The sequence below is a fragment of the Microbacterium sp. LS_15 genome (assembly GCF_041954735.1).
Taxonomy (GTDB): domain Bacteria; phylum Actinomycetota; class Actinomycetes; order Actinomycetales; family Microbacteriaceae; genus Microbacterium.
In genome coordinates, this window is record NZ_JAVAYD010000001.1 from 228,419 (window position 1) to 254,309 (window position 25,891).

26 protein-coding genes and 2 tRNA genes are annotated in these 25,891 nt (G+C 68.9%); 13 read left to right on the top strand and 15 right to left on the bottom strand.

Translation table 11 applies throughout. The annotated features are described in order from the left end of the window. Positions 1-25: 25 nt before the first annotated feature. Complete coding sequence (gene ligA, locus RAC69_RS01120) at positions 26-2,341, top strand: NAD-dependent DNA ligase LigA (RefSeq protein ID WP_375084543.1); 2,316 nt, start codon at positions 26-28, stop codon at positions 2,339-2,341. 15 nt (positions 2,342-2,356) lie between these two features. Here the strand turns inward: ligA and RAC69_RS01125 are convergent, their stop codons facing one another. From RAC69_RS01125 to RAC69_RS01135, 3 genes are read right to left on the bottom strand one after another with little or no spacing between them, the layout of a single operon-like run. Next, positions 2,357-2,914 (bottom strand): GNAT family N-acetyltransferase, encoded by a 558-nt coding sequence (locus RAC69_RS01125; RefSeq protein ID WP_375084544.1) that lies wholly within the window; start codon positions 2,912-2,914, stop codon positions 2,357-2,359. Between the two features lie 37 nt (positions 2,915-2,951). Then, entirely contained in the window at positions 2,952-4,799 is a 1,848-nt protein-coding gene (locus tag RAC69_RS01130; protein WP_375084546.1) for a DEAD/DEAH box helicase, read from the bottom strand. Positions 4,800-4,846: 47 nt separating this feature from the next. Continuing rightward, positions 4,847-6,547, bottom strand: a complete 1,701-nt coding sequence (locus RAC69_RS01135) for a long-chain-fatty-acid--CoA ligase (RefSeq protein ID WP_375084548.1) — start codon at positions 6,545-6,547, stop codon at positions 4,847-4,849. A gap of 68 nt (positions 6,548-6,615) precedes the next feature. Here RAC69_RS01135 and gatC point away from each other — a divergent pair, with 68 nt between their 5' ends. The 6 genes from gatC to RAC69_RS01165 all read left to right on the top strand — a co-directional run bounded on the left by gatC (position 6,616) and on the right by RAC69_RS01165 (position 12,193). After that, positions 6,616-6,915, top strand: a complete 300-nt coding sequence (gatC, locus tag RAC69_RS01140) for an Asp-tRNA(Asn)/Glu-tRNA(Gln) amidotransferase subunit GatC (protein ID WP_341934559.1) — start codon at positions 6,616-6,618, stop codon at positions 6,913-6,915. After that, on the top strand, positions 6,912-8,429 hold the full coding sequence (gene gatA / locus RAC69_RS01145) for an Asp-tRNA(Asn)/Glu-tRNA(Gln) amidotransferase subunit GatA (RefSeq protein ID WP_375084550.1): 1,518 nt from the start codon (positions 6,912-6,914) through the stop codon (positions 8,427-8,429). The genes gatC and gatA overlap by 4 nt, the downstream gene beginning before the upstream one ends. Then, positions 8,429-9,943, top strand: a complete 1,515-nt coding sequence (gene gatB / locus RAC69_RS01150; RefSeq protein WP_375084551.1) for an Asp-tRNA(Asn)/Glu-tRNA(Gln) amidotransferase subunit GatB — start codon at positions 8,429-8,431, stop codon at positions 9,941-9,943. The genes gatA and gatB overlap by 1 nt, the downstream gene beginning before the upstream one ends. 72 nt (positions 9,944-10,015) lie before the next feature. Further along, on the top strand, positions 10,016-11,272 hold the full coding sequence (locus RAC69_RS01155; RefSeq protein ID WP_375084553.1) for a DNA polymerase IV: 1,257 nt from the start codon (positions 10,016-10,018) through the stop codon (positions 11,270-11,272). A gap of 38 nt (positions 11,273-11,310) precedes the next feature. After that, on the top strand, positions 11,311-11,628 hold the full coding sequence (locus RAC69_RS01160; RefSeq protein WP_144877562.1) for a hypothetical protein: 318 nt from the start codon (positions 11,311-11,313) through the stop codon (positions 11,626-11,628). Next, positions 11,612-12,193 (top strand): hypothetical protein, encoded by a 582-nt coding sequence (locus tag RAC69_RS01165; protein WP_375084555.1) that lies wholly within the window; start codon positions 11,612-11,614, stop codon positions 12,191-12,193. The genes RAC69_RS01160 and RAC69_RS01165 overlap by 17 nt, the downstream gene beginning before the upstream one ends. Before the next feature lie 3 nt (positions 12,194-12,196). Here the strand turns inward: RAC69_RS01165 and RAC69_RS01170 are convergent, their stop codons facing one another. From RAC69_RS01170 to orn, 7 genes are all read right to left on the bottom strand, one after another. Then, entirely contained in the window at positions 12,197-12,661 is a 465-nt protein-coding gene (locus RAC69_RS01170) for a DUF2017 family protein (RefSeq protein WP_375084557.1), read from the bottom strand. 26 nt (positions 12,662-12,687) lie between these two features. Continuing rightward, entirely contained in the window at positions 12,688-12,981 is a 294-nt protein-coding gene (gene clpS, locus RAC69_RS01175) for an ATP-dependent Clp protease adapter ClpS (protein WP_341934553.1), read from the bottom strand. Then, positions 12,978-13,325 carry a metallopeptidase family protein gene (locus RAC69_RS01180; RefSeq protein ID WP_375084560.1) on the bottom strand — a complete coding sequence of 116 codons (348 nt, stop codon included), beginning with the start codon at positions 13,323-13,325 and terminating at the stop codon, positions 12,978-12,980. The genes clpS and RAC69_RS01180 overlap by 4 nt, the downstream gene beginning before the upstream one ends. A gap of 34 nt (positions 13,326-13,359) precedes the next feature. Then, positions 13,360-13,989, bottom strand: a complete 630-nt coding sequence (locus RAC69_RS01185; RefSeq protein ID WP_375084561.1) for a LysE family transporter — start codon at positions 13,987-13,989, stop codon at positions 13,360-13,362. Positions 13,990-13,998: 9 nt separating this feature from the next. Further along, positions 13,999-16,113 carry a heavy metal translocating P-type ATPase gene (locus RAC69_RS01190; RefSeq protein ID WP_375084563.1) on the bottom strand — a complete coding sequence of 705 codons (2,115 nt, stop codon included), beginning with the start codon at positions 16,111-16,113 and terminating at the stop codon, positions 13,999-14,001. A gap of 97 nt (positions 16,114-16,210) precedes the next feature. Further along, a tRNA-His gene (locus tag RAC69_RS01195) sits at positions 16,211-16,286 on the bottom strand. A gap of 36 nt (positions 16,287-16,322) precedes the next feature. Then, positions 16,323-16,949 carry an oligoribonuclease gene (gene orn / locus RAC69_RS01200; protein ID WP_375084565.1) on the bottom strand — a complete coding sequence of 209 codons (627 nt, stop codon included), beginning with the start codon at positions 16,947-16,949 and terminating at the stop codon, positions 16,323-16,325. Between the two features lie 60 nt (positions 16,950-17,009). Here orn and RAC69_RS01205 point away from each other — a divergent pair. After that, positions 17,010-17,082 (top strand) — tRNA-Arg (locus tag RAC69_RS01205). A gap of 14 nt (positions 17,083-17,096) precedes the next feature. Here RAC69_RS01205 and RAC69_RS01210 read toward each other — a convergent pair. Further along, positions 17,097-17,366, bottom strand: a complete 270-nt coding sequence (locus tag RAC69_RS01210) for a hypothetical protein (protein WP_375084567.1) — start codon at positions 17,364-17,366, stop codon at positions 17,097-17,099. 218 nt (positions 17,367-17,584) lie between these two features. Here RAC69_RS01210 and RAC69_RS01215 point away from each other — a divergent pair, with 218 nt between their 5' ends. From RAC69_RS01215 to RAC69_RS01230, 4 genes are all read left to right on the top strand, one after another. After that, on the top strand, positions 17,585-18,139 hold the full coding sequence (locus RAC69_RS01215; RefSeq protein WP_375084568.1) for a single-stranded DNA-binding protein: 555 nt from the start codon (positions 17,585-17,587) through the stop codon (positions 18,137-18,139). A gap of 55 nt (positions 18,140-18,194) precedes the next feature. Next, on the top strand, positions 18,195-18,686 hold the full coding sequence (locus tag RAC69_RS01220) for a hypothetical protein (RefSeq protein WP_375084570.1): 492 nt from the start codon (positions 18,195-18,197) through the stop codon (positions 18,684-18,686). Positions 18,687-18,816: 130 nt separating this feature from the next. Next, complete coding sequence (gene ettA, locus RAC69_RS01225) at positions 18,817-20,496, top strand: energy-dependent translational throttle protein EttA (protein WP_251585365.1); 1,680 nt, start codon at positions 18,817-18,819, stop codon at positions 20,494-20,496. 4 nt (positions 20,497-20,500) lie between these two features. Next, positions 20,501-20,989: a thioesterase family protein gene (locus RAC69_RS01230; protein WP_341934545.1), complete on the top strand. Its 489-nt coding sequence runs from the start codon at positions 20,501-20,503 to the stop codon at positions 20,987-20,989. A 42-nt stretch (positions 20,990-21,031) separates the two neighbouring features. On the opposite strand, the gene RAC69_RS01235 is transcribed toward RAC69_RS01230, so the two are convergent. After that, positions 21,032-21,919 (bottom strand): acyl-CoA thioesterase, encoded by an 888-nt coding sequence (locus RAC69_RS01235; protein WP_375084572.1) that lies wholly within the window; start codon positions 21,917-21,919, stop codon positions 21,032-21,034. A gap of 53 nt (positions 21,920-21,972) precedes the next feature. Here RAC69_RS01235 and RAC69_RS01240 point away from each other — a divergent pair, with 53 nt between their 5' ends. Continuing rightward, positions 21,973-22,638, top strand: coding sequence for a hypothetical protein (locus RAC69_RS01240; protein ID WP_341934543.1), 666 nt, complete (start codon positions 21,973-21,975; stop codon positions 22,636-22,638). A gap of 63 nt (positions 22,639-22,701) precedes the next feature. On the opposite strand, the gene RAC69_RS01245 is transcribed toward RAC69_RS01240, so the two are convergent. From RAC69_RS01245 to RAC69_RS01255, 3 genes are read right to left on the bottom strand one after another with little or no spacing between them, the layout of a single operon-like run. Further along, complete coding sequence (locus RAC69_RS01245) at positions 22,702-24,360, bottom strand: FAD-binding dehydrogenase (protein WP_375084574.1); 1,659 nt, start codon at positions 24,358-24,360, stop codon at positions 22,702-22,704. After that, entirely contained in the window at positions 24,357-24,806 is a 450-nt protein-coding gene (locus RAC69_RS01250; RefSeq protein ID WP_375084576.1) for a globin, read from the bottom strand. The genes RAC69_RS01245 and RAC69_RS01250 overlap by 4 nt, the downstream gene beginning before the upstream one ends. After that, complete coding sequence (locus RAC69_RS01255) at positions 24,803-25,882, bottom strand: mechanosensitive ion channel family protein (protein ID WP_375084578.1); 1,080 nt, start codon at positions 25,880-25,882, stop codon at positions 24,803-24,805. The genes RAC69_RS01250 and RAC69_RS01255 overlap by 4 nt, the downstream gene beginning before the upstream one ends. Positions 25,883-25,891: the final 9 nt, after the last annotated feature.

A 25,891-nucleotide genomic window follows, 5' to 3' on the forward strand; every position in this document is an offset into this window, starting at 1 on the left:
CGGTGCCCGCTCGTAGACTGGCGGGGTGCCGGAGAACATCTCGTTGGAAGACGCCCGTACCGAGGCCGAGGAGCTGACGACCCGCATCCTCGAGGCCAAAGACGCCTACTACGGGCGCGACACCTCGATCGTCGACGACTTCACGTACGACGGCTGGATGCACCGACTTGAGGAACTCGAAAGGCTGCACCCGGAGCTGCAGGGGCAGGATTCGCCGACCCAGATGGTCGGCGCGGCGGAGGCCACGGGGCTCGCGACGATCGAGCACGCCGAGCGGATGCTGAGCCTCGACAACGTCTTCTCGATCGACGAGCTCCGCGAATGGGCCGCCAAGACCCGTGCTTCTGCGGGACGAGACGTGGACTGGCTCACCGAGCTCAAGATCGACGGCCTCGCGATCAACCTCCGGTACGAGAACGGACGCCTGACGTCCGCCGCGACGCGTGGAGACGGACGCGTCGGCGAGATCGTCACCGAGAACGCCTTGCGACTGCCCATGATCCCGGCGCGGCTCAACGGCACCGGGCATCCGTCCATCGTGGAGGTCCGCGGCGAGGTCTTCATCCCGGTGGCGGCGTTCGAGCGCTTGAACGCCGCGCAGGCGGATTTCCGTGAGCGCGCGTACGACGAGGCGCGCTCGCGCTGGGACGCGCGAGGAGGCGTGAAGAAGCCCTTCGACGAGGAGAAGGCCCGCACGACGGCCGCTCGACGATTCCCCTCCTTCGCCAACCCCCGGAATGCTGCGAGCGGCGGACTGCGTCAGCAGATCGACAAGAAGAACGGGATGGAGCTCGAGGCGGGCATGCTCCGCATCGAATCGCTCGATCTCTACGTGCACGGCATCGGCGCGTGGGAGAACCCGCCCGTCGCGGCGCAGAGTCAGGTCTACGACCTCCTCGCCGAGTGGGGGCTGCCGACGAGCCCGCACACCAGGGTCTGCTCAACGGTCGACGAGGTCGTCGAATTCGTCGAGTACTTCGGAGAGCATCGTCACGACATCGAGCACGAGCTCGACGGCATCGTCGTCAAGGTCGACGAGCTCGCACTGCACGACGAGTTGGGCGCGACGAGCCGCGCGCCTCGATGGGCCATCGCCTACAAGTACCCGCCCGAGGAGGTGCAGACCACGCTGCTCGACATCGTGGTGTCGGTCGGTCGCACGGGTCGTGCGACGCCGTTCGCCGTGATGGCCCCGGCCCATGTCGCCGGGTCGGTGGTCCGTCAGGCGACGCTGCACAACAAGGACGTCGTGAAGGCGAAGGGCGTCCTCATCGGCGATACCGTCGTGCTCCGCAAAGCGGGAGACGTGATCCCCGAGGTGCTCGGTCCGGTGGTCGAGAAGCGCAACGGTACAGAGCGCGAGTTCGTCATGCCCGCCGACTGTCCCGAGTGCGGAACCCCGCTGCGGCCGATGAAGGAGGGCGACATCGACCTCCGGTGCCCGAACGCCCGTTCGTGCCCCGCCCAGGTGCGCGGCCGGGTCGAGCACATCGGCTCGCGCGGCGGTCTCGACATCGAGGCGCTCGGCGAGGTGACGGCGGCCGCGCTCACGCAGCCGACGTCGCCGTCGACCCCGCCCCTCGAGACCGAGGCCGGGCTCTTCGCCCTCACGCTGGAGCAGATCGTTCCGATCGAGCTCGTCGTCAAGGATGCCGAGACCGGGCTGCCCAAGGAGGACGAGGACGGCCTCGTCAAGACGCGGGCGCCGTTCCGTCGCAATCCCACGGCTGCCGAGAAGAAATCGGGCATCGAGGGGCCGCAGCCCTCGTCGCAGGCGGTGACGCTGCTGGCGGAGCTGGAGAAGGCCAAGACGAAGGACCTCTGGCGTCTGCTCGTCTCCCTCAACATCCGCCACGTGGGTCCGTCTGCAGCCAGGGCGCTCGCGCAGTGGTTCGGTTCGCTGGATGCCATCCGGGCGGCGTCCCGCGACGAGCTCGCGGCTGTCGAAGGGGTGGGCGGCATCATCGCCGACTCCCTTCTCGCCTGGTTCGAGGTCGACTGGCACCAGGACATCGTGCGTCAGTGGACCGAAGCCGGCGTGCAGTGGGCGACCCCCGGCCACCCCGGCCCCGGAGGCGCCGTCGCCGAGGGAGGCGTGCTGGAGGGCCTCACGGTCGTGGCCACCGGGTCCCTCGACGGCTACACGCGCGACGGCGCACAGGAGGCCATCATCCAGGCGGGGGGCAAGGCTGCATCGAGCGTCTCGAAGAAGACCGACTACGTCGCTGCCGGCCCCGGCGCGGGGTCGAAGCTCGCGAAGGCCGAAGAGCTCGGCATCCGGGTCCTCGACGCCGCACAGTTCCGCATCCTCGTCACGGAAGGTCCGGACGCGCTGGACTGAGGCGACGAGCTGCGGTCAGTCCGCCGGCGCGGTGAGCTCTTTGACGAGGCGCTGCTCGTGCAGACCCTGCACGCTGCCGCCTTCGCCGATCTTCGCGGCGCCGTCCGGCACCCAGCCGCGGGATCGAGAGAAACCGATCGCGCGCTCGTTGCCTGCGAGGACCCACACGTACGCCGAGGTCCATCCGTCCATCCGCAACGCGTCCTCGGCGTGGCCGATGAGCGCACGACCGACGCCCTGCGCCCAGGCGTCCGGATGCGCGTACAGACCGGCGATCTCGCCGCGATCGGTCGTCTCGTCATCGCGTCCCGCGCCGAAACTCGCCCAGCCGACGATCCGACGGTCGAACTCGGCGACGACGAGTCGGTGGGCGACCGTCCCGTACCCGTCGGTTGCCTCGCCGACGAGCGAGCGCTCGATCCAGGTCGACCACATCGCCGTGCGCGCCTCGACGCTCTGCCGATCGAGCACGGCCTGATCGATGAGACCGACGTAGGCCGCGCGCCACGAATCGACGTGGACCACGGCGACGCCGCGCGCGTCCGCGACGGCGGCGTCTCTGATCAGCAACATCCGGTCACCGTCGCGCACTCCCGATGCCGAACGCCCGTCAGCTCTTGTGGCGGGGCTTACGGGCCGGACGGTCATCGCGGGCCGGACGGTCATCGCGTGCGGGGCGGTCGTCGCGACGGTCGTACCGCGGCCGATCGTCGCGGCGCTCGAAGCGGTCGCGTCCGCCCTCCCGAGGAGCACGTCGAGCGCCGGGGCCGCGGTCGGGCTTGATCTCGATCAACCGGCCCGAGATGCGCGTGTCGCGGAGCTTCTCGAGCACGGCGGCGTCGAGGTTCGCGGGCAGCTCGACGATCGAGAAGTCCGGACGGATGTTGATCGCGCCGAAGTCGTCGCGACCCAATCCGCCCTCGTTCGCGAGCGCGCCGACGATCTGACGGGGCTCGACGCGGTGACGACGGCCGACCTCGATGCGGTAGGCCGAGTAGTCGCCCCGGCCGCGGCGTTCGCGGGGCTCGCGGTTCTCCCGCGGTTCGCGCGTCGTACGTTCGCGCGGGGGACGGTTGTCGTACTCGACCGCCTTCGCGAGGGCGTCGTCTTCGGGGTCGAGCAGCAGCGGCTGGTCGCCCTGTGCGACGACCGCGAGAGCGGCGGCGACGTCGGCCTCCGGCACGTCGTGATTGCGCACGTAGTGGGCGATGATGTCGCGGAACTTCTCGATGCGGGTGCTCTCTCCGAGCGCCGTCGTGATCGCGTCATCGAAGCGGGCGAGGCGGGTCGTGTTGACGTCCTCGGTCGTGGGTAGCTGCATCTGCGTCGGCTGCTGCCGGGTGGCCTTCTCGATGTGCTTGAGCAGGTAGCGCTCGCGCGGGGTGATGAAGCTGATCGCATCCCCGGTACGGCCTGCGCGCCCCGTGCGGCCGATGCGGTGCACGTACGACTCCGTGTCGGTGGGGATGTCGAAGTTCACGACATGGCTGATGCGCTCGACGTCGAGTCCACGCGCTGCGACGTCGGTCGCCACGAGGATGTCGAGCTTGCCGTCCTTGAGCTGGTTGACGCTGCGTTCACGCTGCACCTGCGGCACGTCGCCGTTGATCGCGGCGGCCGAGTAGCCGCGGGCGCGGAGCTTCTCGGCCAGTGTCTCGGTCTCGTTCTTCGTGCGGACGAACACGATCATCCCGTCGAAGTTCTCGACCTCGAGGATGCGGGTGAGTGCATCGACCTTCTGCGCGTACGACACGACGAGGTAGCGCTGCGTGATGTTGGTGTTCGTGGCGGTCTTGGACTTGATCGTGATCTCTTCCGGATCACGGAGATACTGCTGCGCCAGGCGCCGGATCTGCGCGGGCATGGTGGCCGAGAACAGGGCGACCTGCTTCTCGACGGGGGTCTGCGCGAGGATCTGCTCGACGTCTTCGGCGAACCCCATCTTGAGCATCTCGTCGGCCTCGTCGAGCACGAGGTACTGCAGCTCGGAGAGGTCGAGGGTGCCCTTGGCGAGGTGGTCCATGATGCGGCCGGGGGTGCCGACCACGACGTGCACGCCGCGACGGAGCGCCGACAGCTGCACGCCGTAACCCTGCCCGCCGTAGACGGGCAGCACGTGCACGCCCTTCATCTTCGATGCGTACGACTCGAAGGCCTCGCAGACCTGGAGGGCGAGCTCGCGGGTCGGCGCGAGCACGAGGGCCTGCGGCGTCTTCTGAGCGACGTCCAGCCGCTCGAGGACGGGAAGGGCGAAGGCCGCGGTCTTGCCCGTGCCGGTCTGTGCCATGCCGACGACATCGCGGCCCGAGAGAAGGGTGGGAATGGTCGCGGCCTGGATCGGGGAGGGAGTCTCGTAACCGAGATCCTTGATGGCTTTGAGGACCGGCCCGGTGATTCCGAGCTCCTCGAATCCGGGTGTCGAGGGGGCGTCGGTGGGCGCAGCGTCTTCAGGAGTCACTGATCAAGGGTAGCGTCTCGCCGCGGACGCCGCCTGTGAGCTCTCGATCAGGAACCGCTCGTGAGCTCCGACAGCTTCTCCTTCACCTGACGACGCAGCACCTTGCCGATCAGCGACTTCGGCAGCTCGTCGACGACGAACACGCGGCGCGGCACCTTGTAGGGCGTCAGAATGCCGCGCGCGAACGCACGGACCGCCTCGACGTCGACATCGGAGGCCGGGTCGATGACGATCGCCGCGACGACCTCTTCGCCGGAGCGCTCGCTGGGAAGGCCGATGACCGCTGCGTCCATCACCTGAGGATGCTGACGCAGAGCGTTCTCGACCTCGGTCGGCGCCACGTTGAAGCCGCCGGTGATGATGAGCTCCTTGATGCGATCGACGATGCGGATGAACCCGCCGTCGTCGATCGTCACGATGTCGCCCGTGCGGAACCAGTCGCCGACGAAGACCGCGTCGGTCTCCTCCGGTTTGCCGTAGTAGCCGGAGAACACCTGGGGACCTCGCACGAGCAGCTCGCCGGCGGAGCCTGCCGGCACATCGACCGTCGGATTCTCCGGGTCGACCACGCGGCACTCGGTGCCGGGCAGCGGGAGTCCGACCGTGCCCGGCACGCGGTTGTCGGCGACGGGGTTGGCCATGAGCACGGGTGAGCACTCGCTGAGCCCGTATCCCTCGACGAGGTAGCCGTGGGTCGCCGCCTCGAAGGGCACGACGAGATCATGGGGGAGCGCCATGGCGCCCGATATCGCGACCTCGATGCCGTCGAGCGAGACCCCGGCGTCCGTGGCGGCAGTGAGCAGGCGATCGGCGATCGGCGGCACGAGTGGGAGGAAGGTCGCCGGGTGCTTCTTCATGACGTCGAGCACGAGGGCGGGATCGAACTTCGGGAACAGCACGAGCCGCGCGCCCATCGACATCGCGAAGGTGAGGCAGAGGGTCAAGCCGTAGGCGTGGAACATCGGAAGCACGGCGTACACGACGCAGCCGTTGCCGCGCTGGATCGACGGAACCCAGGCCTGCGCCTGGGCCGCGTTGGCGAGGAGGTTCCGGTGCGTGAGCGCCGCGCCCTTGGGGGTGCCCGTCGTTCCCGAGGTGTACTGGATGATCGCCAGGTCATCGGTCGACGGGCGGGGGTGCGACGCGGGCAGCGGCTCGGAACCCACCAAGGTCTCCCAGGTCACGGTTCCCCGGACCCGCTCGGTCAGAGCCGCCCGGGATTCGCGCGCTTTCGCGACCGGCAGACGGAGGGCGAGGCGCGTGAAGAAGGGCATGGCGCGCGTCACGTCGACCGAGATGAGGTTCGAGACGGCGAGGTCGGCGGGGAAGCCCTGCACGGTCGCCGTCACCTTGTTCCAGACGATGGCGTGCTTCGCGCCGTGGTCCTCGAACTGCTTGCGCAGTTCGCGAGGGGTATACAGCGGGTTGTGCTCGACGACGACGGCACCGAGCCGGAGCACCGCGTAGAACGCGACGATGTGCTGCGGACAGTTCGGCAGCACGATCGCGACCGGATCGCCGGCGCGGACGCCGAGGTCGCGCAGACCGGATGCGGCGCGGTCGATCGCGGCCTGCAGCTCGGCGTAGGTGGTCTCCCTGCCGAAGAACTGCAGTGCGGGGGCATCGGGGTAGTCGCGGGCCGACGCGGCGACGATGTCGATCAGAGATCCGGACACCGGCGCGAGGTCGTCGGGGACGCCGTCGGCGTAGCTGGCGATCCACGGGCGAGGAGGCTCATACGTGCTCACGAGCCCAGCATAGGACGGGGGTCATGCGCTCTGCGGGAGCGGGCTCGCGCGCGAACTAGACTGGAGGGGTGTCTGAAATCACCCCTGATCTTGTGCGCCATCTCGGCGTGCTCGCGCGCATCCAGCTGAACGACGACGAGGTGACGCTGCTCACGGGCCAGCTCGACGCCATCGTCGACAACATCGCCAAGGTGTCGGAGGTCGCGACGGCCGACGTCGCCGCGACCAGCCACCCGATCCCGCTGAGCAACGTCTTCCGACCCGACGAGGTCGGGCAGACGCTCACGCACGAGCAGGTGCTCCAGAACGCGCCGGACCAGGCCGACGGCCGGTTCCGCGTCACCGCGATCCTGGGAGAAGAGCAGTGAGCGACATCATCCGCCTGACCGCCGCAGAGCTCGCCGACAAGCTCGCCGCGCGCGAGATCTCGAGCGTCGAGGCCACTCAGGCGCATCTCGACCGGATCGCGGCGGTCGACGGCGAGGTCCATGCCTTCCTGCACGTGAACGAGGGCGCCATCGCCGCTGCCTCCGAGATCGACGCCCGTCGTGCGGCGGGGGAGCAGCTCGGACCCATCGCCGGCGTCCCGCTCGCCATCAAGGACGTCCTGGTCACCACCGACCAGCCGACCACCAGCGGCTCGCGCATCCTCGAGGGCTACCGCTCGCCGTACGACGCCACGGTCGTCGCGCGTTCACGGGCTGCGGGCCTCGTTCCGCTCGGAAAGACCAACATGGACGAGTTCGCCATGGGGTCGTCGACCGAGCACTCGGCGTACGGGCCGACGCGCAACCCCTGGGATCTCGACCGGATCCCCGGTGGATCCGGCGGTGGTTCCGCCGCTGCCGTCGCCGCCTTCGAGGCGCCTCTCGCGCTGGGCTCCGACACCGGAGGCTCGATCCGGCAGCCGGCCCATGTCACGGGAACGGTCGGGGTGAAGCCGACCTACGGCGGTGTGAGCCGCTACGGCGCCATCGCGCTGGCGTCGAGCCTCGACCAGGTCGGTCCCGTCACGCGCACCGTGCTCGACGCGGGTCTGCTGCACGACGCGATCGGCGGTCATGACCCGAAGGATTCCACCTCGCTCACCGACGCCTGGCCGTCGTTCGGCGATGCCGCCCGCGAGGGTGCGCGGGGCGATGTCCTCAAGGGACTCAAGGTCGGCGTCATCCGCGAGCTCCCCGACAGCGGGTTCCAGCCCGGCGTCGCGGAGTCCTTCCGCAGCGCGCTGGCGCTCATGGAGTCCCAGGGCGCGGAGATCGTCGAGATCGGCGCACCGCACTTCGAGTACGGCGTGGCGGCGTACTACCTGATCCTCCCCGCGGAGGCGTCGAGCAACCTGGCGAAGTTCGATTCCGTGCGCTTCGGGCTGCGTGTCACGCCGGACGGCAACCCCACGGTCGAGGACGTCATGTCCGCGACGCGCGACGCCGGATTCGGCGATGAGGTGAAGCGTCGGATCATCCTCGGCACGTACGCGCTCTCGGCGGGGTACTACGACGCCTACTACGGCAGCGCGCAGAAGGTGCGCACTCTCATCCAGCAGGACTTCGCCAACGCCTTCGCCGAGGTCGACGTCATCGCGACCCCGTCGGCGCCCACGACGGCGTTCAAGCTGGGGGAGAAGATCGACGACCCGCTGCAGATGTACCTCAACGACATCACGACGATCCCGGTGAACCTCGCCGGCGTCCCGGGCATCTCGATCCCCAGCGGTCTCGCGTCGGACGACGGCCTCCCCGTCGGCATCCAGTTCATCGCCCCTGCGCGTGAGGATGCCCGCCTGTACAAGGTCGGCGCCGCGCTCGAGACCGTGCTGCTCGACTCCTGGGGGGCTCCGCTCCTCACCCGTGCACCCCAGCTCGCAGGAGGGAACCGCTGATGGCCACCGCCAAGCTCATGGACTTCGACAAGGCGCTCGAGCTGTTCGAGCCCGTGCTCGGGTTCGAGGTGCACGTCGAGTTGAACACGAACACGAAGATGTTCTCCGATGCGCCGAACCCGGCCAACGAGCTGTACCACGCGGCCGAGCCCAACACGCTCATCGCGCCGGTCGACCTCGGCCTGCCCGGATCGCTGCCGGTCGTGAACGAGACCGCCATCCGCTCGTCGATCAGCCTCGGCCTCGCGCTCGGCTGCTCGATCGCGGCGTCGAGCCGGTTCGCGCGGAAGAACTACTTCTACCCCGATCTCGGCAAGAACTACCAGATCTCCCAGTACGACGAGCCGATCGCCTTCGAGGGATCGGTCGAGGTCGAGCTCGAAGACGGCACCATCATCCAGGTGCCGATCGAGCGCGCGCACATGGAGGAGGACGCAGGCAAGCTCACCCACATGGGTGGTTCCACCGGCCGCATCCAGGGGGCCGAGTACTCGCTCGTCGACTACAACCGCGCGGGCGTCCCCCTCGTCGAGATCGTGACGAAGACCATCTTCGGCACCGAACACCGCGCTCCCGAGGTCGCGAAGGCGTACGTCGCCGCGATCCGTGACATCGTGCGCGGACTGGGCATCTCCGAGGCGCGTCTCGAACGCGGCAACCTCCGGTGCGACGCGAACGTGTCGCTGCGTCCCCGCGGCGTGGAGAAGCTGGGTACGCGCACCGAGACGAAGAACGTCAACTCGATGCGCTCCGTCGAGCGTGCGGTCCGCTACGAGATCCAGCGCCAGGCGCAGATCCTCGCCGACGGTGGGACGATCACGCAGGAGACCCGCCACTGGCACGAGGACACCGGCACGACCTCGCCGGGGCGTCCGAAGTCGGATGCCGACGACTACCGCTACTTCCCCGAGCCCGACCTGCTCCCGGTCGAGCCGGCGCCTGAGCTCATCGAGGAACTGCGAGCGGCCCTGCCCGAGCAGCCGGTCGCCCGGCGCCGCCGGCTGATGGCGGAGTGGGGCTTCACCGACCTGGAGTTCCAGGACGTGCGCAACGGCGGCCTCGTCGAGGTCGTCGAGGCGACCGTCGCGGCGGGCGCGACCCCGGCGACCGCCCGCAAGTGGTGGACGGGTGAGATCACGCGTCTCGCGAACGCGCAGGAGAAGGACGCGACCGAGCTCGTGTCGCCCGAGAACGTCGCCGCACTCCAGAAGCTCGTCGACGCGGGAACGCTCACCGACAAGCTCGCTCGCCAGGTGCTCGAGGGCGTCATCGCGGGCGAAGGCACACCGCAGGAGGTCGTCGATGCACGGGGTCTCGCTGTCGTCTCCGACGACGGAGCGCTGATCGCGGCGATCGACGAGGCCCTCGCCGCGCAGCCCGACATCCTCGCGAAGATCAAGGACGGCAAGGTGCAGGCGGCCGGTGCGGTCATCGGCGCCGTCATGAAGGCGATGAAGGGCCAGGCCGACGCCGCGCGCGTGCGCGAGCTGGTGCTGGAGCGCGCCGCGCAATGACATCACGGGCTCGGCCGCTCGAGGGCGGCCGGGCCCGCCCCGCATGTCGGCGGCCCGAGGAAGAATGGTGTCATGGGTCACGGTGACGGCAGAGGGCGCCTCGTGTCGACGGCGGACGCCGACGACACGGGAACCGGCATCCTGCACGTCGACATGGATGCGTTCTACGCAGCGGTCGAGGTTCTGGATGACCCGGGCCTCCGTGGTCTCCCGCTGATCATCGGTTCGCCGGACGGACGCTCGGTCGTGTCCAGTGCGTCCTATGAGGCCCGGCGCTACGGCGTGCGCTCGGCGATGCCGGTGTCGCAGGCGCTGCGCCTGTGCCCGTCCGCCCGCATCGTGCCGCCGCACTTCCACCGTTACCAGGCCGTCTCTCGTCAGGTCATGTCGGTCTTCGAGTCGATCACGCCGCTCGTGGAACCCCTCTCCGTCGACGAAGCCTTCCTCGACGTGCGAGGCGTTCGCCGTCTGTGGGGGAGTCCCGTCCAGGTGGCGGAACTGGTGCGCAGGCGCGTCTTCGAGGAGGTCGGCATCACCTGCAGCGTGGGCGTGGCCTCGACCAAGCACGTCGCGAAGATGGCATCGACGGTCGCGAAGCCCGACGGGATGCTCGTCGTCGCCGCGGCCGATACGCAGTCGTTCCTCGATCCCCGGCCTGTGCGCGCGCTGTGGGGTGTCGGTCCGAAGGCCGCCGAAGCGCTGGAGGGACGCGGCATCCGCACGATCCGTGACATCCGCGAGTCGTCACGTGACATGCTGGACCGCGCCGTCGGACCGGCTCTCGGCACGCGCCTGTCGCAGCTCTCCCGCGGAGAAGACGCCAGGGCGGTCGAGACGGAGCGCATCGAGAAGAGCATCGGCCACGAGGAGACGTTCGACACCGACATCACCGACCGCGAGTTCTTGAAGGCCGAGCTGCTGCGCCTGGCGGACCGGGTCGCAGCGCGGCTCCGCAAGGCCGAGTGGGAGACCGGCACGGTGTCGATCAAGATCCGCTTCGACGACTTCCGCACCCTTACCCGATCGCAGACGCTCGCCGAGCCCACGGCGGTCGGGCAGCGCATCGGAGAGGCGGCGCAGGCGCTGTTCGCGCAGATCGACCGACGCGACCCGGTGCGGCTCGTCGGCGTGCGGGCCGAGAAGCTCCGTCCGGCGGGCGCAGGCGGCTTCGGGCTCTGGGACGAGGACGAGGACTGGCGGCGCGTCGAAGGTGCCATGGACGACGCCGTCGCGCGATTCGGCTCCGCGACCATCACGCGCGCCAGGCATCTCGGGCGCGGAGACGGGCGCGGCGCGGCGCAGCATCCGAAAGCCCACGGCGTCGATTGACCCCTGCGCGGCGACGGCGCCTGGACTAGCGTTGACCCATGCCCAACATTGCACTGGAACTCGGAAAGCAGGCCGCGTCCTTCGGGGTCAAGACCGCCTACGGTGAGCCGCAGGACGTCGACGGCGTGAGCATCACTCCCGTGGCGTTCACCTACTCCGGCTTCGGCGGAGGAAGCGGAGACGGCGCGGAGGGCGGCGGTGGCGGTGGCGTATCGGTGCCCGTCGGAGTGTACGTGCGCCGCGAGGAGGGGCTGCGCTTCGAGCCGAACATCGTGACGTTGCTCGTCGTGGCCGTGCCCTTCGTGTGGGTGGCCGGACGGGCGCTCTCCCGCATCATCCGTGCCCTCAAGAAGTGACGATGCCGTCGCGGGTGCCCTCGAGCATGCCGCGACGGTGCTCGTCGGCGACATCCGCGATCTGGCGGTGTCGAATCCGGTCGTCCTGATCGACGGGCGGAGCGGGGCGGGCAAGACGACGCTCGCACGCATGCTCGTCGAGCGCTGGCCCGTGCAGGGTCGCGTGCAGTCGATCGCCCTCGACTCGATCTATCCCGGGTGGGACGGTCTCGACGCGGGCACGGAGCGCGCTCTCGACGGCATCCTCCGGCCTCATGGTCGCGGTCTGCTCGGGAGTTGGCGGCGCTGGGATTGGGAGAGCGAGGCGGATGCCGAGAGCCATGCTGTGGATCCCGCTCTCAGCCTGCTCGTCGAGGGCAGCGGCATCCTCACCCCCGCGACGGCGAAGATCGCGGATGTGACGGTGTGGGTCGAGTCGGCGGAGCGGCGACGGAAGGCGCGGGCGTTGGCGCGCGACGGCGACACCTACCGCCCGCACTGGGACCGATGGGCAGCTCAGGAGGACGAGCACGTGCGGAGGGACGACCCTCGGGCGCTGGCGACGCGCGTCGTGACCGTCCCCTGATCGTCAGTCCAGGCGGTCCGCTGCCTGCACCACGAGCTCGAGCCGATAGCCGAGCCAGTCGTAGACCCCGTATCGCGGGTCGTCGGGGTCGTGCTCGTCGTCGTACTCGATCCCGAGTCGGTCGGCGATGACCAACCGGAGTGCGGTGAGCGTCCGCATCCAGGCGTCCAGATCGGAGGAGGTCGCCATCACGTCGATCTGCGCGAACGCGTCCTCCTCCGAGGCGGCCTCCGCGCCCGGGAGCGACGAGGCGATCGTCGTGCGCACGGTGACCGCGTCGGTACGACGGCGGTCGATGAGGTCGTCGGCGGTCGCCGACCGGAACGCGCGAGCGGCCTCGTCGTCGTCGGGATAGGCGCTCGGCGTCAACCTCTCGATCGCGGTGTCGAAGGGATCGCGATCGACGCCGAGGAGGTCGATGAGATCGTCCAGCAGCTGAACGAGCTGGTGCCCCTCGATTACAGCCATCTGCAGAGTCACTCGTCGTTCGGCACTCACGAGGCGACCTTCCGCACCGTGGCCCAGAGTCCGTAGTCGTGCATGGCCTGCGCATGCACCTCCATGGTCTCGCGCGGTCCTGTCGCGACGATCGCGTGCCCCTCGTGGTGCACGGCGAGCATCAGCTGAGTGGCCCGTTCGGTCGAGTACCCGAAGTACGTGCGGAACACCCGCACCACGTAGCTCATGAGGTTCACGGGGTCGTTCCACACCACGACCTCCCATGGCTCCAAGGGGGCTGCGCTCAGCTCGACCTGCTCGTCGATCTCGGGGGTGGCGAGCGGACTCATGCCCACCCCAGTTCATGCAGCTGCTCGTCGTCGATGCCGTAGAAGTGCGCGATCTCGTGCACGAGGGTGGTGTGGACCTCGTCGCGCAGCTCGTCTTCGCCGTCGCACGCGGCGAGATGCGGCTCGCGGTAGACGACGATACGGTCGGGCAGCTCGCCCATGCCGTACTGCGTGCGCTCGGTGAGCGCGAGGCCGTCGTACAGTCCGAGGAGATCCAGGCTCCCGTCCTCCGGGCGGTCCTCCACGACGAAGACGACGTTGTCGAGTCCCTCGACCATGTCATCGGGAAGGCGGTCGAGTTCGTCGACGACGAGTTCCTCGAAGGCGTCGGCAGTCATGTCCATCCCTGCCAGCCTATTGCCGCTCGGCCGACGACGGTCAGTGCAGGAACGCGAGCAGGGCGGCGACTCCGATGAAGAGCACTCCGAACACCGTGTTGAGTGTGCGCTGTCCGCGTGCCGAGCGGGTGAAACGACGGAACGGGCGGGCGGCGGCGGCGAAGAAGCCCCACATGACGAGGATGTCGACGACGATCACCGTCGTGATGAGAACGAGGTACTGCGGCAGCTGCGGCTGGTCGAGGCGGATGAACTGCGGGATGAACGCCAGGAAGAAGACGATCGCCTTGGGGTTGAGGAGATTCACCCAGAATCCGCGGCGGATCATCGACCAGTGACCCTCGCGGGAAGCCGCGCCCTGCGCATCGATGTCTGCGGCTACCGAGGGTCGCGTCAGGATCAGCCGAACCCCCAGATAGACCAGGTAGGCAGCCCCGGCGTAACGGATCACCGTGAACAGCACCTCGGATCGCGACACGAGGAGGCCCACCCCGGCGGCCACGATCACGACGTGGACGATGAGAGCGAGCTGTTGGCCGACGATGCCCCAGATCGAGCGCATCCACCCCTGGTTCAAGGCGTTCGACATCGTGTTGATGGCGCCCGCTCCCGGCGTGAAGCTGATCACGACGCAGGCGAGGAGGAGCGAGAACCAGACTGCCGGCGACACCTCGCAAGTCTAGAGCTGCCGGTGGGAACTCTCAGACCCGCGCGGCACGACCGAACCCGGCCTCAGGTCGAGCCGGCGGAGCAGCTGGGCGTTGAGTGCGACGACGATGGTCGACAGTGACATGAGGATCGCCCCGACGGACATCGGGAGGACGAACCCGATCGGCGCGAGGATGCCGGCGGCCAGCGGCACGGACAGGAGGTTGTAGCCCGCGGCCCACCAGAGGTTCTGCGTCATCTTCCGGTACCCCGCCCGCGACAGCTCGATCACGGAGACCACGGTGCGCGGGTCGTCCGACGCCAGGATGACTCCCGCCGAGGCGATCGCCACGTCTGTGCCCGCGCCGATCGCGAGACCGACGTCGGCCTGCGCGAGCGCCGGCGCGTCGTTGACGCCATCCCCGACCATGGCGACCCGACGGCCTTCCGACTGCAGTTCACGGACGGTGGAGGCCTTGTCCTCCGGCCGCACGCCCGCGAACACTCGGCGGATGCCGAGATCGGCGGCCACGTGCTGCGCAACAGCGTCGGCGTCGCCCGTGACCATCACGACATCGATGCCGCGCTCCTGGAGCGCTGCGACGGCGACGGTCGACTCCGGGCGGACGGCGTCGGCGAGCCGCAGCGCACCGGCCACCCGGTGGTCGATCACGACATGCAGGATGATCGCGCCCTCCGAGCGCCATGCTCGCGCGGCCGCGAGCTCGGACAGTCCTTCACCAGCGAGCAGACGCGGTCCGCCCACGGCGACGTGCTGGCCCTCGACGGTGGCGCTCACGCCGACGGCGGGGGATGAGTGGAAGTCGGACGCGGACGGGACGGAGAGTCCACGCGCTTCCGCGGCGGCGACGATCGCCGCGGCCAGCGGGTGCTCGGAGTCGATCTCCGCGGCGGCCGCAGCGGCGAGCACCTCGTCTTCGACGAAGCCGGTCGCGGTGCTGACAGCGGTGACCTCGGGCTTTCCTGCGGTGAGCGTGCCGGTCTTGTCGAACAGCACGGTGTCGACGGTGCGCATCGTCTCGAGAGCGAGCCGGTCCTTCACGAGGACCCCGGCCCTGGCCGCACGCTCGGTCGCGATCGAGACCACGAGGGGAATCGCGAGTCCCAAAGCGTGCGGGCAGGCGATCACGAGGACAGTGATCGTGCGCACTACGGCCTCGTCGGGAAGGCCCACGATCGACCAGGCCGCGGCGGTGATGACGGCGGCGCCCAGCGCGAACCAGAACAGCCAGGCGGCTGCTCTGTCTGCGATGCGCTGAGCTCTCGACGATGACGACTGGGCGTCGGACACCAGCTTCTGGATCCCGGCCAGTGTCGTGTCGGCGCCGACGGCGGTCACCTCGACCCGGATGCCGGAGTCCGTGGCGACGGTACCCGCCACGACGGCGTCGCCCACACCGCGATCGACCGTCTTCGACTCCCCGGTGATCATCGATTCGTCGACGCTCGCAGAGCCCTGGGTGACACGGCCGTCAGCCGGTACGCGTCCGCCGGGGCGGACGACGACGACGTCGCCCACCCGCAGGTCGCTCGGCGACACGACGACGATGGTCGCACCGTCGACGCGCTCGGCCTCGTCCGGCAGCAACGCCGCGAGCGAGTCGAGGGCCGACGTGGTCTGCGCGAGGGAACGCATCTCGATCCAGTGCCCGATCAGCATGATGACGATCAGGAGGGCGAGCTCCCACCAGAACTCGAGCTCGTGGTGGAGGACACCGAGGCTGGCGCCCCACGAGGCGGCGAACGCGACGGTGATCGCGAGGCCGATCAGGAGCATCATGCCCGGTCGCCGCGAGCGCAGTTCTGCGACGGCGCCGGTGAGGAAGGGAGCGCCGCCCCAGACGTACATCACGGATCCCAGCACGGGGGATACCCAGCGAGCCCAGGACGGGATGTCGTAGCCGAGGATCATCGCAAACATCGGCGAGGTCGCGACGACCGGGACCGCGATCACGAGCATCAGCCAGAAAAGACGGCGGAAGCGCTCTGTATGGCCGGCGTGGTCGTGGTGCTCGGCGTGGTCGTGGTGCTCGGCGTGGCCGTGAACGTCGTCGTGAGCGTCGTCGTGATGACCAGCGTCGGGGCGATCCGCGTCAACGCGGTCCGGGGTGTGATCGTGCATCATCAGGGATCTCCGTTCTCTGCATCGACCACAACAGCATACCCCTAGGGGGTATTCCAGCAGACAAGAAAAAGGCCCGGGTCAACGACCCGGGCCTTCGTGGGGTGAGTAACGGGACTCGAACCCGCGACATCCGGCACCACAAGCCAGCGCTCTACCAGCTGAGCTATACCCACCATGTGCCGACCGGAATCGGCAACCAGACGAGTCTATTACATGTTTGGAGTGAACTCCGACACGGTACGGCTCGCGATGTCGCGCGCATCGTCGCTCGACGGCCCTGGTTCGTCGACGAAGACCGCTTCCCGGTAGTAGCGGAGTTCGCGGATCGACTCCAGGATGTCGGCGAGTGCGCGGTGACCACCGTCTTTCGAGGGCGCCTGGAAGAACACTCGCGGGTACCAACGCCGAGAGAGTTCTTTGATGCTCGACACGTCGACGTTCCGGTAGTGCAGCCACTGGTCGACCTGCGGCATGTACTTCGCGAGGAACATGCGGTCGGTGCCGATCGTGTTGCCCGCGAGTGGAGCCTTCTTCTCGACGGGAGCGAATCGCTTGATGTACGCGAGGGTCTGAGCCTCGGCCTCCGCCAGCGCGATGCCGAGCGGAATCTCCTCGCTCAGGCCGGAGGTCTCGTGCATCTTCGTGACGAAATCGTTCATATGGGCGAGCGCTTGATCACTCGGACGGATCACGACCTGGAACCCGGGATCGACCGGTCGGAGCTCGAAGTCGGTGACCACCACCGCGATCTCCACCAGTTCGTCTACAGCGAGATCGAGGCCTGTCATCTCGCAGTCGATCCAAACGAGCCGGTCGTTCTCAGACGCAGATACCATGCCGCCATCCTATCGACGGCTCCGACATCAGGGCTTCGGCGCGGTACGGTGGAGGTGTCCGCCTCCGTAGCTCAGGGGATAGAGCAGGAGCCTTCTAATCTCTTGGTCGCAGGTTCGAATCCTGCCGGGGGCACAATCATCTCGATCTCAGCCGCTGCGCAGAGCGGCGACGGCGTCGTCGGCACGCCAGAAGTCGCCGACCAGCCGGAACCGACCAGTGGGCAGGTGCAGCCGTTCCGCGCGGTACCGCAGTCCGAGCGGATCGGCGACGATACGAAGGTGTCCGAGTACTCGGCCCGTGTCGTCCTGCACGCGCCAGAGGTGAGCTGAGGCGCGGACGAGGTGCTCGCGTCGTGAGGACAGTCGGGGTGCGGCGTAGGGCACCTCTGGTGTGGTCAGAAGCTGGGTCTCGGACATCGGTATCTCCTCTCTGGTTCGAACATATGATCGGCCACCGACATTCCCTCCGCGCGGGTCGCACGCGGGGTCTTCCGATCTCTTCCGCACGAAGCGAGTGCCCACTCGACCTGTCCACAATCACCGGCGTTGGGCGCGCCAGCGCGGAACGCGGCGGCTCCTCCGCGGTGATGCTGTGAGCACCCGGGCGTGGGACCCGGCTCGCGAAGGAGACAGACATGCAGGACACCGTCACGATCATCGGCAACGTCGCCACCGACCCGACCCAGGGACGCACGGCTGGGGGAGTGCCGGTTGCGAACTTCCGCCTCGCCAGTACTCACAGGCGCTTCGACGAAGCCACGCAGACCTGGGTCGACGTCGGCACGAACTGGTACTCGGTCGCCGCCTTCCGTCATCTCGCGGAGAACGTCAAGGCGTCGCTGCGCGCCGGGGACAGCGTGATCGTCACCGGGCGGATGAAGATCCGGGCGTGGGAGAACAACGGCAAGCAGGGGACGAGCGTCGACATCGACGCGGATGCCGTCGGGCACGACCTCCGCTGGGGTACCACTGCGTACCGCAGGTCGTCGTCCCGATCGAGCTCTGCCGACCAGGACCGGGGGGCCGCCGACACGGCCCCGTCGAGCGCTACGTCGCCCTCGGAGGCGTCCGAGGACGCCCGTGCCATCGACACATCCTGGGCGGGCCCCGACCTCCCCTCCACCGAATCCGCGAGCGCTGATCCGGGCGCTTCCGGGTCCGCGGGCGACGCCTGGGGTGCTCCCTCCTAGCGGAGCGGCAGCGCGCGGCGCACGGTCGTCGCAGACGCCCCCGTAGACTCGGGGCGTGCTTCGACGACCGGCTTCCAGAACGGCGCGCGCTGCCGCTCTCCTCTCCGTCGCGGTGGGGGCGGTGCTCGTGTTGTCCGCGTGCGGTCCGCAGGGTGGCCCCACGCCGTCTCCGACCGCGGTGGAGACGAGTGCTGCACCGACGCCGAGCGGCCCCGTGCTCGTTCCGGAGGGTACGGCCGAGGAGAACCTGCCGCTGTTCTCGGCGGTCACCGCGCAGGTGTGGGCGTCCGATCAGCGCGCTGCCGGCCGCGCCTACATCGACGCGCTGATCGCCGCCGGCTTCGACCGTGACGCCATGCAGGCGACACAGGACGTCTCGACGGTGGGGAATCCTGCCGAGAGCCTGCAGTTCTCGGTGAGGTGGGGCGAGACGGAGTGCCTCGTGGGCCAGGTCGGGCCATCGACCGGCGAGCCCGTCACGGCGGTGCTGCCGCAGCTCGCCGAAGGCCGCTGCCTGATCGGCAGCACCCGACCGATCGACTGGTGATCCCGCGGGCCCGGGGCCGATCTCCCCGAGAGCGGATTCGTGGCGTAGCGCTCCGCTCGTCGGCTCGATGGGAGAGGGGCCGGTAGGCTGGAGTGTCGAACTTCGACGCCAACAGAAGGAGCGGTTTTCGGTGGCTGAGTACATCTACTCGATGGTCCGTGCACGCAAGGCGGTGGGCGAGAAGCTCATCCTCGACGACGTGACGATGTCGTTCCTCCCCGGTGCGAAGATCGGCATGGTCGGCCCGAACGGCGCCGGTAAGTCCACGATCCTCAAGATCATGGCCGGTCTGGACACGCCGTCGAACGGCGAGGCCAAGCTCACGCCGGGCTTCTCGGTCGGCATCCTGATGCAGGAGCCGGAGCTCGACGAGTCCAAGACGGTCCTCGAGAACATCCAGGACGGCATCGCGATCAAGGCGAAGCTCGACCGGTTCAACGAGATCTCGGCACTCATGGCCGATCCCGACGCCGACTTCGACTCGCTGCTCGCCGAGATGGGGACGCTCCAGGAGGAGATCGACGCCGCCGACGGCTGGGACCTCGACTCGCAGCTCGAGCAGGCCATGGACGCGCTCCGCACCCCGCCGGGAGACGCCGCGATCGCGCCGCTCTCCGGCGGTGAGAAGCGACGTGTCGCTCTCGCCAAGCTGCTCCTGCAGAAGCCTGACCTGCTGCTGCTCGACGAGCCCACGAACCACCTCGACGCCGAGAGTGTGCTGTGGCTGGAGCAGCACCTCCAGTCGTACAAGGGCGCGGTCATCGCGATCACCCACGACCGGTACTTCCTCGACCACGTCGCCGAGTGGATCGCCGAGGTCGACCGCGGACGCCTGATCGGCTACGAGGGCAACTACTCGACCTACCTCGAGAAGAAGGGCGAGCGCCTCGAGATCCAGGGCAAGAAGGACGCGAAGCTCGCCAAGCGCCTCAAGGAGGAGCTGGAGTGGGTGCGCTCCAGCGCCAAGGGCCGCCAGACCAAGTCGAAGGCGCGTCTCGCCCGCTACGAGGAGATGGCGGCGGAGGCCGAGCGGACCAGGAAGCTCGACTTCGAAGAGATCCAGATCCCGGCCGGTCCGCGTCTCGGCAACGTCGTCATCGAAGCGAAGAAGCTGCAGAAGGGCTTCGACGGGCGCTCGCTGATCGACGGCCTGAGCTTCAGCCTTCCGCCGAACGGCATCGTCGGTGTGATCGGCCCCAACGGCGTCGGAAAGACGACGCTCTTCAAGACCATCGTCGGCCTCGAGCCCCTCGACGGCGGTGACCTGAAGATCGGCGAGACGGTCAAGATCAGCTACGTCGACCAGTCGCGCGCGAACATCGACCCCGACAAGACGCTCTGGGAGGTCGTGTCGGACGGGCTCGACTTCATCACCGTCGGCAAGACCGAGATCCCGTCTCGCGCGTACGTCTCGAAATTCGGCTTCAAGGGACCCGACCAGCAGAAGAAGGCGGGCGTCCTCTCCGGTGGTGAGCGCAACCGACTGAACCTCGCGCTCACGCTCAAGGAGGGCGGCAACCTGCTGCTCCTCGACGAGCCCACCAACGACCTCGACGTCGAGACCCTCAGCTCGCTCGAGAACGCTCTGCTGGAGTTCCCCGGCTGCGCCGTGGTCATCACCCACGACCGGTGGTTCCTCGACCGGATCGCCACGCACATCCTCGCCTACGAGGGCACCGACGAGAAGCCCGACCAGTGGTACTGGTTCGAGGGCAACTTCGAGGCATACGAGGAGAACAAGATCGAGCGCCTCGGACCGGATGCCGCGAAGCCGCACCGCTCCACCCACCGCAAGCTCACGCGCGACTGACGCGATGACCGAGCACGCACCCGGGCCCCGCCTGCACATCCCGATCCACCTCCGCTGGGGGGATCTGGATGCGTTCAATCACGTCAACAACACCTCGATGCTCAAGCTGCTCGAGGAAGCACGTGTGCGAGCGTTCTGGCGGGCGGGCCCAGGGGAGCAGGCGCCCTCGACGGCGGTGCTCGACTCCGGCATCGACGAGGGCGTGCTCACGCTCATCGCGCGGCAGGAGATCGAGTACCTCGCTCCGGTGCCATACCAGCGGCGTCCCCTCGAGGTGCAGATGTGGTTCGGCAAGCTCGGCGGGTCCAGCGTCGAGGTCTGCTACGAGGTCCACAACGACCCCGCCGCGGAGCCGCGCACGATCTACGCGCGATCGACCGCGGTCATCGTGCTCGTCGACGCCGGCAGTGGACGACCCACCCGTCTCACGCAGGAGATGCGCGACGCCTGGGAGCCGTTCGTCGGCCCGTCCATCGAGTACGCGCACCGCTGAGCGGTCTGCGACGTCGCCGACCGACACGCGGTCGTGGCTGTCTCACGCCTGCTCGGGCACCCGCACCATGATCTCCTGAGCGACCGAGGCCACCAGCTCGCCGTCGCGGGTGAAGATCCGGCCCTGCGCGAGCCCACGACCACCGCGGGCGTTGGGCGACTCCTGCACGTACAGGAGCCACTCGTCCACGCGCGCGGGTCGATGCCACCACATCGCGTGGTCGAGGCTGGCGACCTTGAGGCCGGGAAGGGCCCAGTACAGGCCATGCGCGCGCAGGATCGACTCCTGGATCGTCATGTCGCTCAGATACGCGAGGGCTGCCCGGTGGATGCGGGGGTCGTCGGGCAGAGGTGCCCGCATCCTCATCCACACGCCCTGCTCGGGCACCTGCGAGTCGTCACCGGGCAGGAACAGCGGGCCCTCGACGTGACGCACGTCGGCCGCACGGTCGCTCAGCATCCGAGACGTGCCCGCGGGCAGCCCGTCGACCCGCTCCTCGTCAGGGAGGAGGCTCTCGGGATCCGGCACGTCGGACGGCATGGGAGCCGAATGCTCCACACCGGGCCCCTCGTCCTGGAACGACGCGATCATCGAGAAGATCGGCACGCCGTTCTGGTACGCCTGCGAACGCCGCGTCGAGAAGGATCGACCGTCATGAATGCGGTCCACTGCGATCGTGAGGCCCTGGCTCGCGTCACCCGGGCGCAGGAAGTAGCCGTGCATCGAGTGCGCCGCCCGGTCCTCGGGCAGAGTGCGTTCCGCAGCGAGCAGACTCTGCGCGAGCACCTGTCCGCCGTAGATCCGCCCAGAGGGCATCGGGTGCGAACGACCCGTGAAGATGTCCTCCGTGGTGCGAGCCCGGGTGTCATCGAGGTCGAGCACCTCCAGGAGCTGCTCGACAGTGCGGATCGCGTGCGAATCAGCGGTCATGACATCCCTCCGCAGCGGCCGGGGCGTCCGCTGGCCTTGATAGTTTAGAGGGTGTGTCCTCGCAGCTCGTCCTCGCCGATGCCCCCACCGCCAAGGACGTCCTGACGTTCGTCGGGCGGGCCGGCCGCATCTCCGATGAGGGCGTCCGACTGCAGGCGAACGGCGGAGTCCTCGCCCTGACCGCGGCTGCTCTCGCCCCGCAGGGGCTCTTCGACCACACCCCGACCGTGCTCGGAATGCGCGTCGTCCACGCCGACCCCGAGCTGGTCTGCGACATCGTGGTGGCCTCGCTCACCGCGACCGACGACGAGCGGATGCTCGACCTTCCCGAGACCGGGCTCTCCCCGGCATGGGCAGGCATCGCTCCGCCCCGCGCCGACTGGGAGCGGATCGGGAGCATCGCGGCATCCACCGTCGCGCAACGAGCGCAGTGGGGGATCAGCGCCGTCGCCCGAGGTGCGACCGACGGTGCGGGCGAGGAGGCCGTCCGCGCTCTGCGCGCCGCGATCTGGGGCGAGCCGGAGGACGACCTGCTCGGGCTTCCGAGGGGCGTGGCCTTCGCCGCCGATGCCTTCGGCTTCATCTCCGGCGAGGAGGACGTCGCTGTCATGCGGTCCGGTCGCTGGACGCGATTGGCCTTCCGCCGGGGGCACGTGCTGACTCGCGGCCCCGCCGCGATCGGGCTCACCGCGGTGCGCGGGACCGGCTCCGGCGACTGACCCGTCGGACGGCGCCCCGCTGGACGGCGCCCCGCTGGACGGCCCGCCCGGCGACGGCCATCCTCAGCGCGACGCCGCTCTCCCCGTCTGACGTCCCGAGAACAGGCAGCCGCCGAGGAACGTCCCCTCGAGCGCCCGGTAACCGTGCACGCCGCCGCCGCCGAATCCGCTGGCCTCGCCCGCGGCGTACAGCCCGGGGATCGGCGCGCCGTCCGCATCGAGGGCTCGACCGTCGAGGTCGGTGGTGATCCCTCCCAGCGACTTGCGGGTGAGGACGTGGAGCTTCACCGCGATCATCGGTCCCGCCGCCGGATCCTGGAGGCGATGGGGCGCTGCCGTGCGGATGAGGCGATCGCCCCGATAGCCGCGCATCGAGCGCAGCATCCCGATCTGCGCATCCTTCGTGAAGTCGTTCTCCATCTCGCGGTCACGGGCGACGACCTCGCGACGGACGTGATCGATGTCGAGCAGGTCGCCGCCGGGATGCTGCTGCATCTGCTCGAGCAGCGAGTCCAGGTCGTTCTCGACGATGAAGTCCTCGCCCTCGTCGAGGAACGCCTGCACGGGGCCGGTCGGTCCCTTCGCCAACCGTGATCGCAGGAGCAATCCGACGTCCTTGCCGGTGAGGTCGGGGTTCTGCTCGCTCCCCGACAGCGCGAACTCCTTCTCCACGATCTGGCGCGACGTGATGAACCAGGAGTGGTCGTGTCCGGTCCGACGCAGGTGAGCGAGCGTGCCGAGCGTGTCGAAGCCGGGGTAGAGCGGCCCGGGCAGCCGCGTGCCCGTGGCGTCCACCCAGAGGGACGACGGACCGGGAAGGATCCGGATGCCGTGCGACGGCCACACCGGGTCCCAGTTCGTGATGCCCTCGACGTAGTGCCACATGCGATCGCCGTTGATGAGCCGAGCGCCGGCAGCGGCGCTGACCTGCTGCATCGATCCGTCCACGTACGCGGGCACGCCGGTGAGCATGTGCTCCGGCGGAGTTCCGAGTCGTGACGGCCATGCCGCGCGCACGAGGTCGTGGTTCCCGCCGATCCCGCCCGAGCTGACGATGGTGGCGGCAGCCGTGATGTCGAAGTCGCCGATGACGTCGCGTGAGGACGGCACGCCGCGCTCCGCGGCGCTGGACGACAGGATGCTGCCGCGTGCGCCGGTCACCGCTCCATCGGTCGTCGCGAGCTCGGTCACCCGATGGCGGGGGAGGACGGTGAGGTGGCCGTCGCGTTCGCCCTGCTCGACGGCCGCGGCGAACGGCGCGACGATGCCCGGGCCCGTACCCCACGTGATGTGGAACCGCGGCACGGAGTTGCCAGGGCCGAGTGCGCCGTACCCGCCGCGTTCCGCCCAGCCCACGACCGGGAAGAAGCCGACACCCCGCTCGCGCAGCCACGCGCGCTTCTCACCCGCCGCGAACTGCAGGTACGCCTCCGCCCACCGGCGCGGCCATTCGTCCTCCGGCCGGTCGAAGCCGGCGGTGCCGAACCAGTCCTGCGTCGCGAGGGCGAGGGAGTCGCGGATGCCCATGCGCCGCTGCTCGGGGGAGTCGACGAAGAAGAGGCCCCCGAACGACCACCACGCCTGCCCACCGAGGTTCGTGCGCGGCTCCTGATCGACGATGACGACGCGCTTGCCGGCATCCAGCGCTTCACTCGCTGCGACGAGACCGGCGAGCCCCCATCCGATCACCAGGACATCTGCGGACAGGGTCTTCGTCGTCATGTGCTCTCCGTTGATTCCTGACGCGATCGGGTCTCGAGCGTCGGACGGCCGTCGGCTGAGGTGCCGATACCGGAGGGCTCGAACGTGTTCACCATGGCATATGCGGCGCGCTCCAGGTAGTCCCAGAGCGTCGATTCGTGCAGAGGCGACAACTGCGCCTCGTCCACGGCCGTGCGCATATGCTGCAGCCAACGATCACGGGCGTCCGGATTGACCCGGAAGGGCATGTGTCTCATCCGCAGCCGCGGGTGACCGCGTGTCTCGCCATAGGTCGTCGGACCACCCCAGTACTGCTCGAGGAACAGCAGGAGACGCTCCTCGGCCGGGCCCAGGTCCTCCTCCGGGTACATCGCCTTCAGCACGGGGTCGAGCGCGACCTCGCGGTAGAAGACCGACACGATCTTCGCGAACGTCTCACGTCCGCCGACCTCGTCGTAGAAGGTCACTTCTGGGTGCTCCCGTCGTCGTTCTGCTGCTTCTTGCGTCGCCAGATCCCGCGGTCGGGGATGACGGGCACTCCCGTGACCGCGTTGGGGCGCGTCTTCGGCGGGTTCGCACCCCGCACTCGGCGGGCGCCGTCCAGTCCGGTCGGGACGACGGTCGCCATGCTCGGCAGGTCGATCTCGTTCTCCCGCAGCGCGGTGCGGAGACGCTTGCGCAGCTCCTGCGCCACGTCGTCCTTCGCGTTCGCACGCGCCTTGATGACGATCCGCACGACGAGCGCCTCTCCGCCGATCGACTCGAGACCCCACAGCTCCGGCTTCTCGATGATGCGCGTCCGCCATTTCGGATCCTTGGCGAGTCCCTGCGCGGTCTCCAGCATGACCTGCTCGACCCGATCCAGATCGGCGTCCAGGGGCACGCCGATGTCGATGATCGCTCGTGCCCATCCCTGCGACATGTTGCCGATCCGGGTGACCTCGCCGTTGCGGACGTACCAGAGCGTGCCGTTGACGTCGCGCACCTGCGTGATGCGCACGCTCACATACTCCACCACGCCCGACGCCAGGCCGAGGTCCACGACGTCGCCGATGCCGATCTGGTCCTCGGCGACGATGAACATGCCGTTCAGGACGTCTTTGACGATGTTCTGCGCGCCGAAGCCGAGACCGGCGCCGACTGCGGCGGTGAGCAGCGTGAGGGAGCCGAGCAGGCTGTTGTCCAGCGCATTGACCACGAGGACGACGGCGATCACGACGAGCATGACGTTGACGATGTTCTGCAGGATCGTGCCGAGGGTGCGCGTGCGCTGCACGAGTCGCATGTCGGCGAGCGGCGACCTCTCCAGTGCTTGCGTGTCGTCGACGGCGGCCTTGTTCTTTGCCGTGTCGACGATGCGGTGCACGACGCGACGGATGACCACGCGCAGCACGAGGGCGATCAGGACGCAGGCGACGATGATGATCGCGACGTTCAGGGCTTTCATGCCGATCTCGCCGAGCACGCGCACGAACTCGGTCCACTCAGCCGAGGGGACGACTTCTTCGGGCGGGGGAGTGACTTCGGAAGGCAGGGGAATCATCCCTTCCAG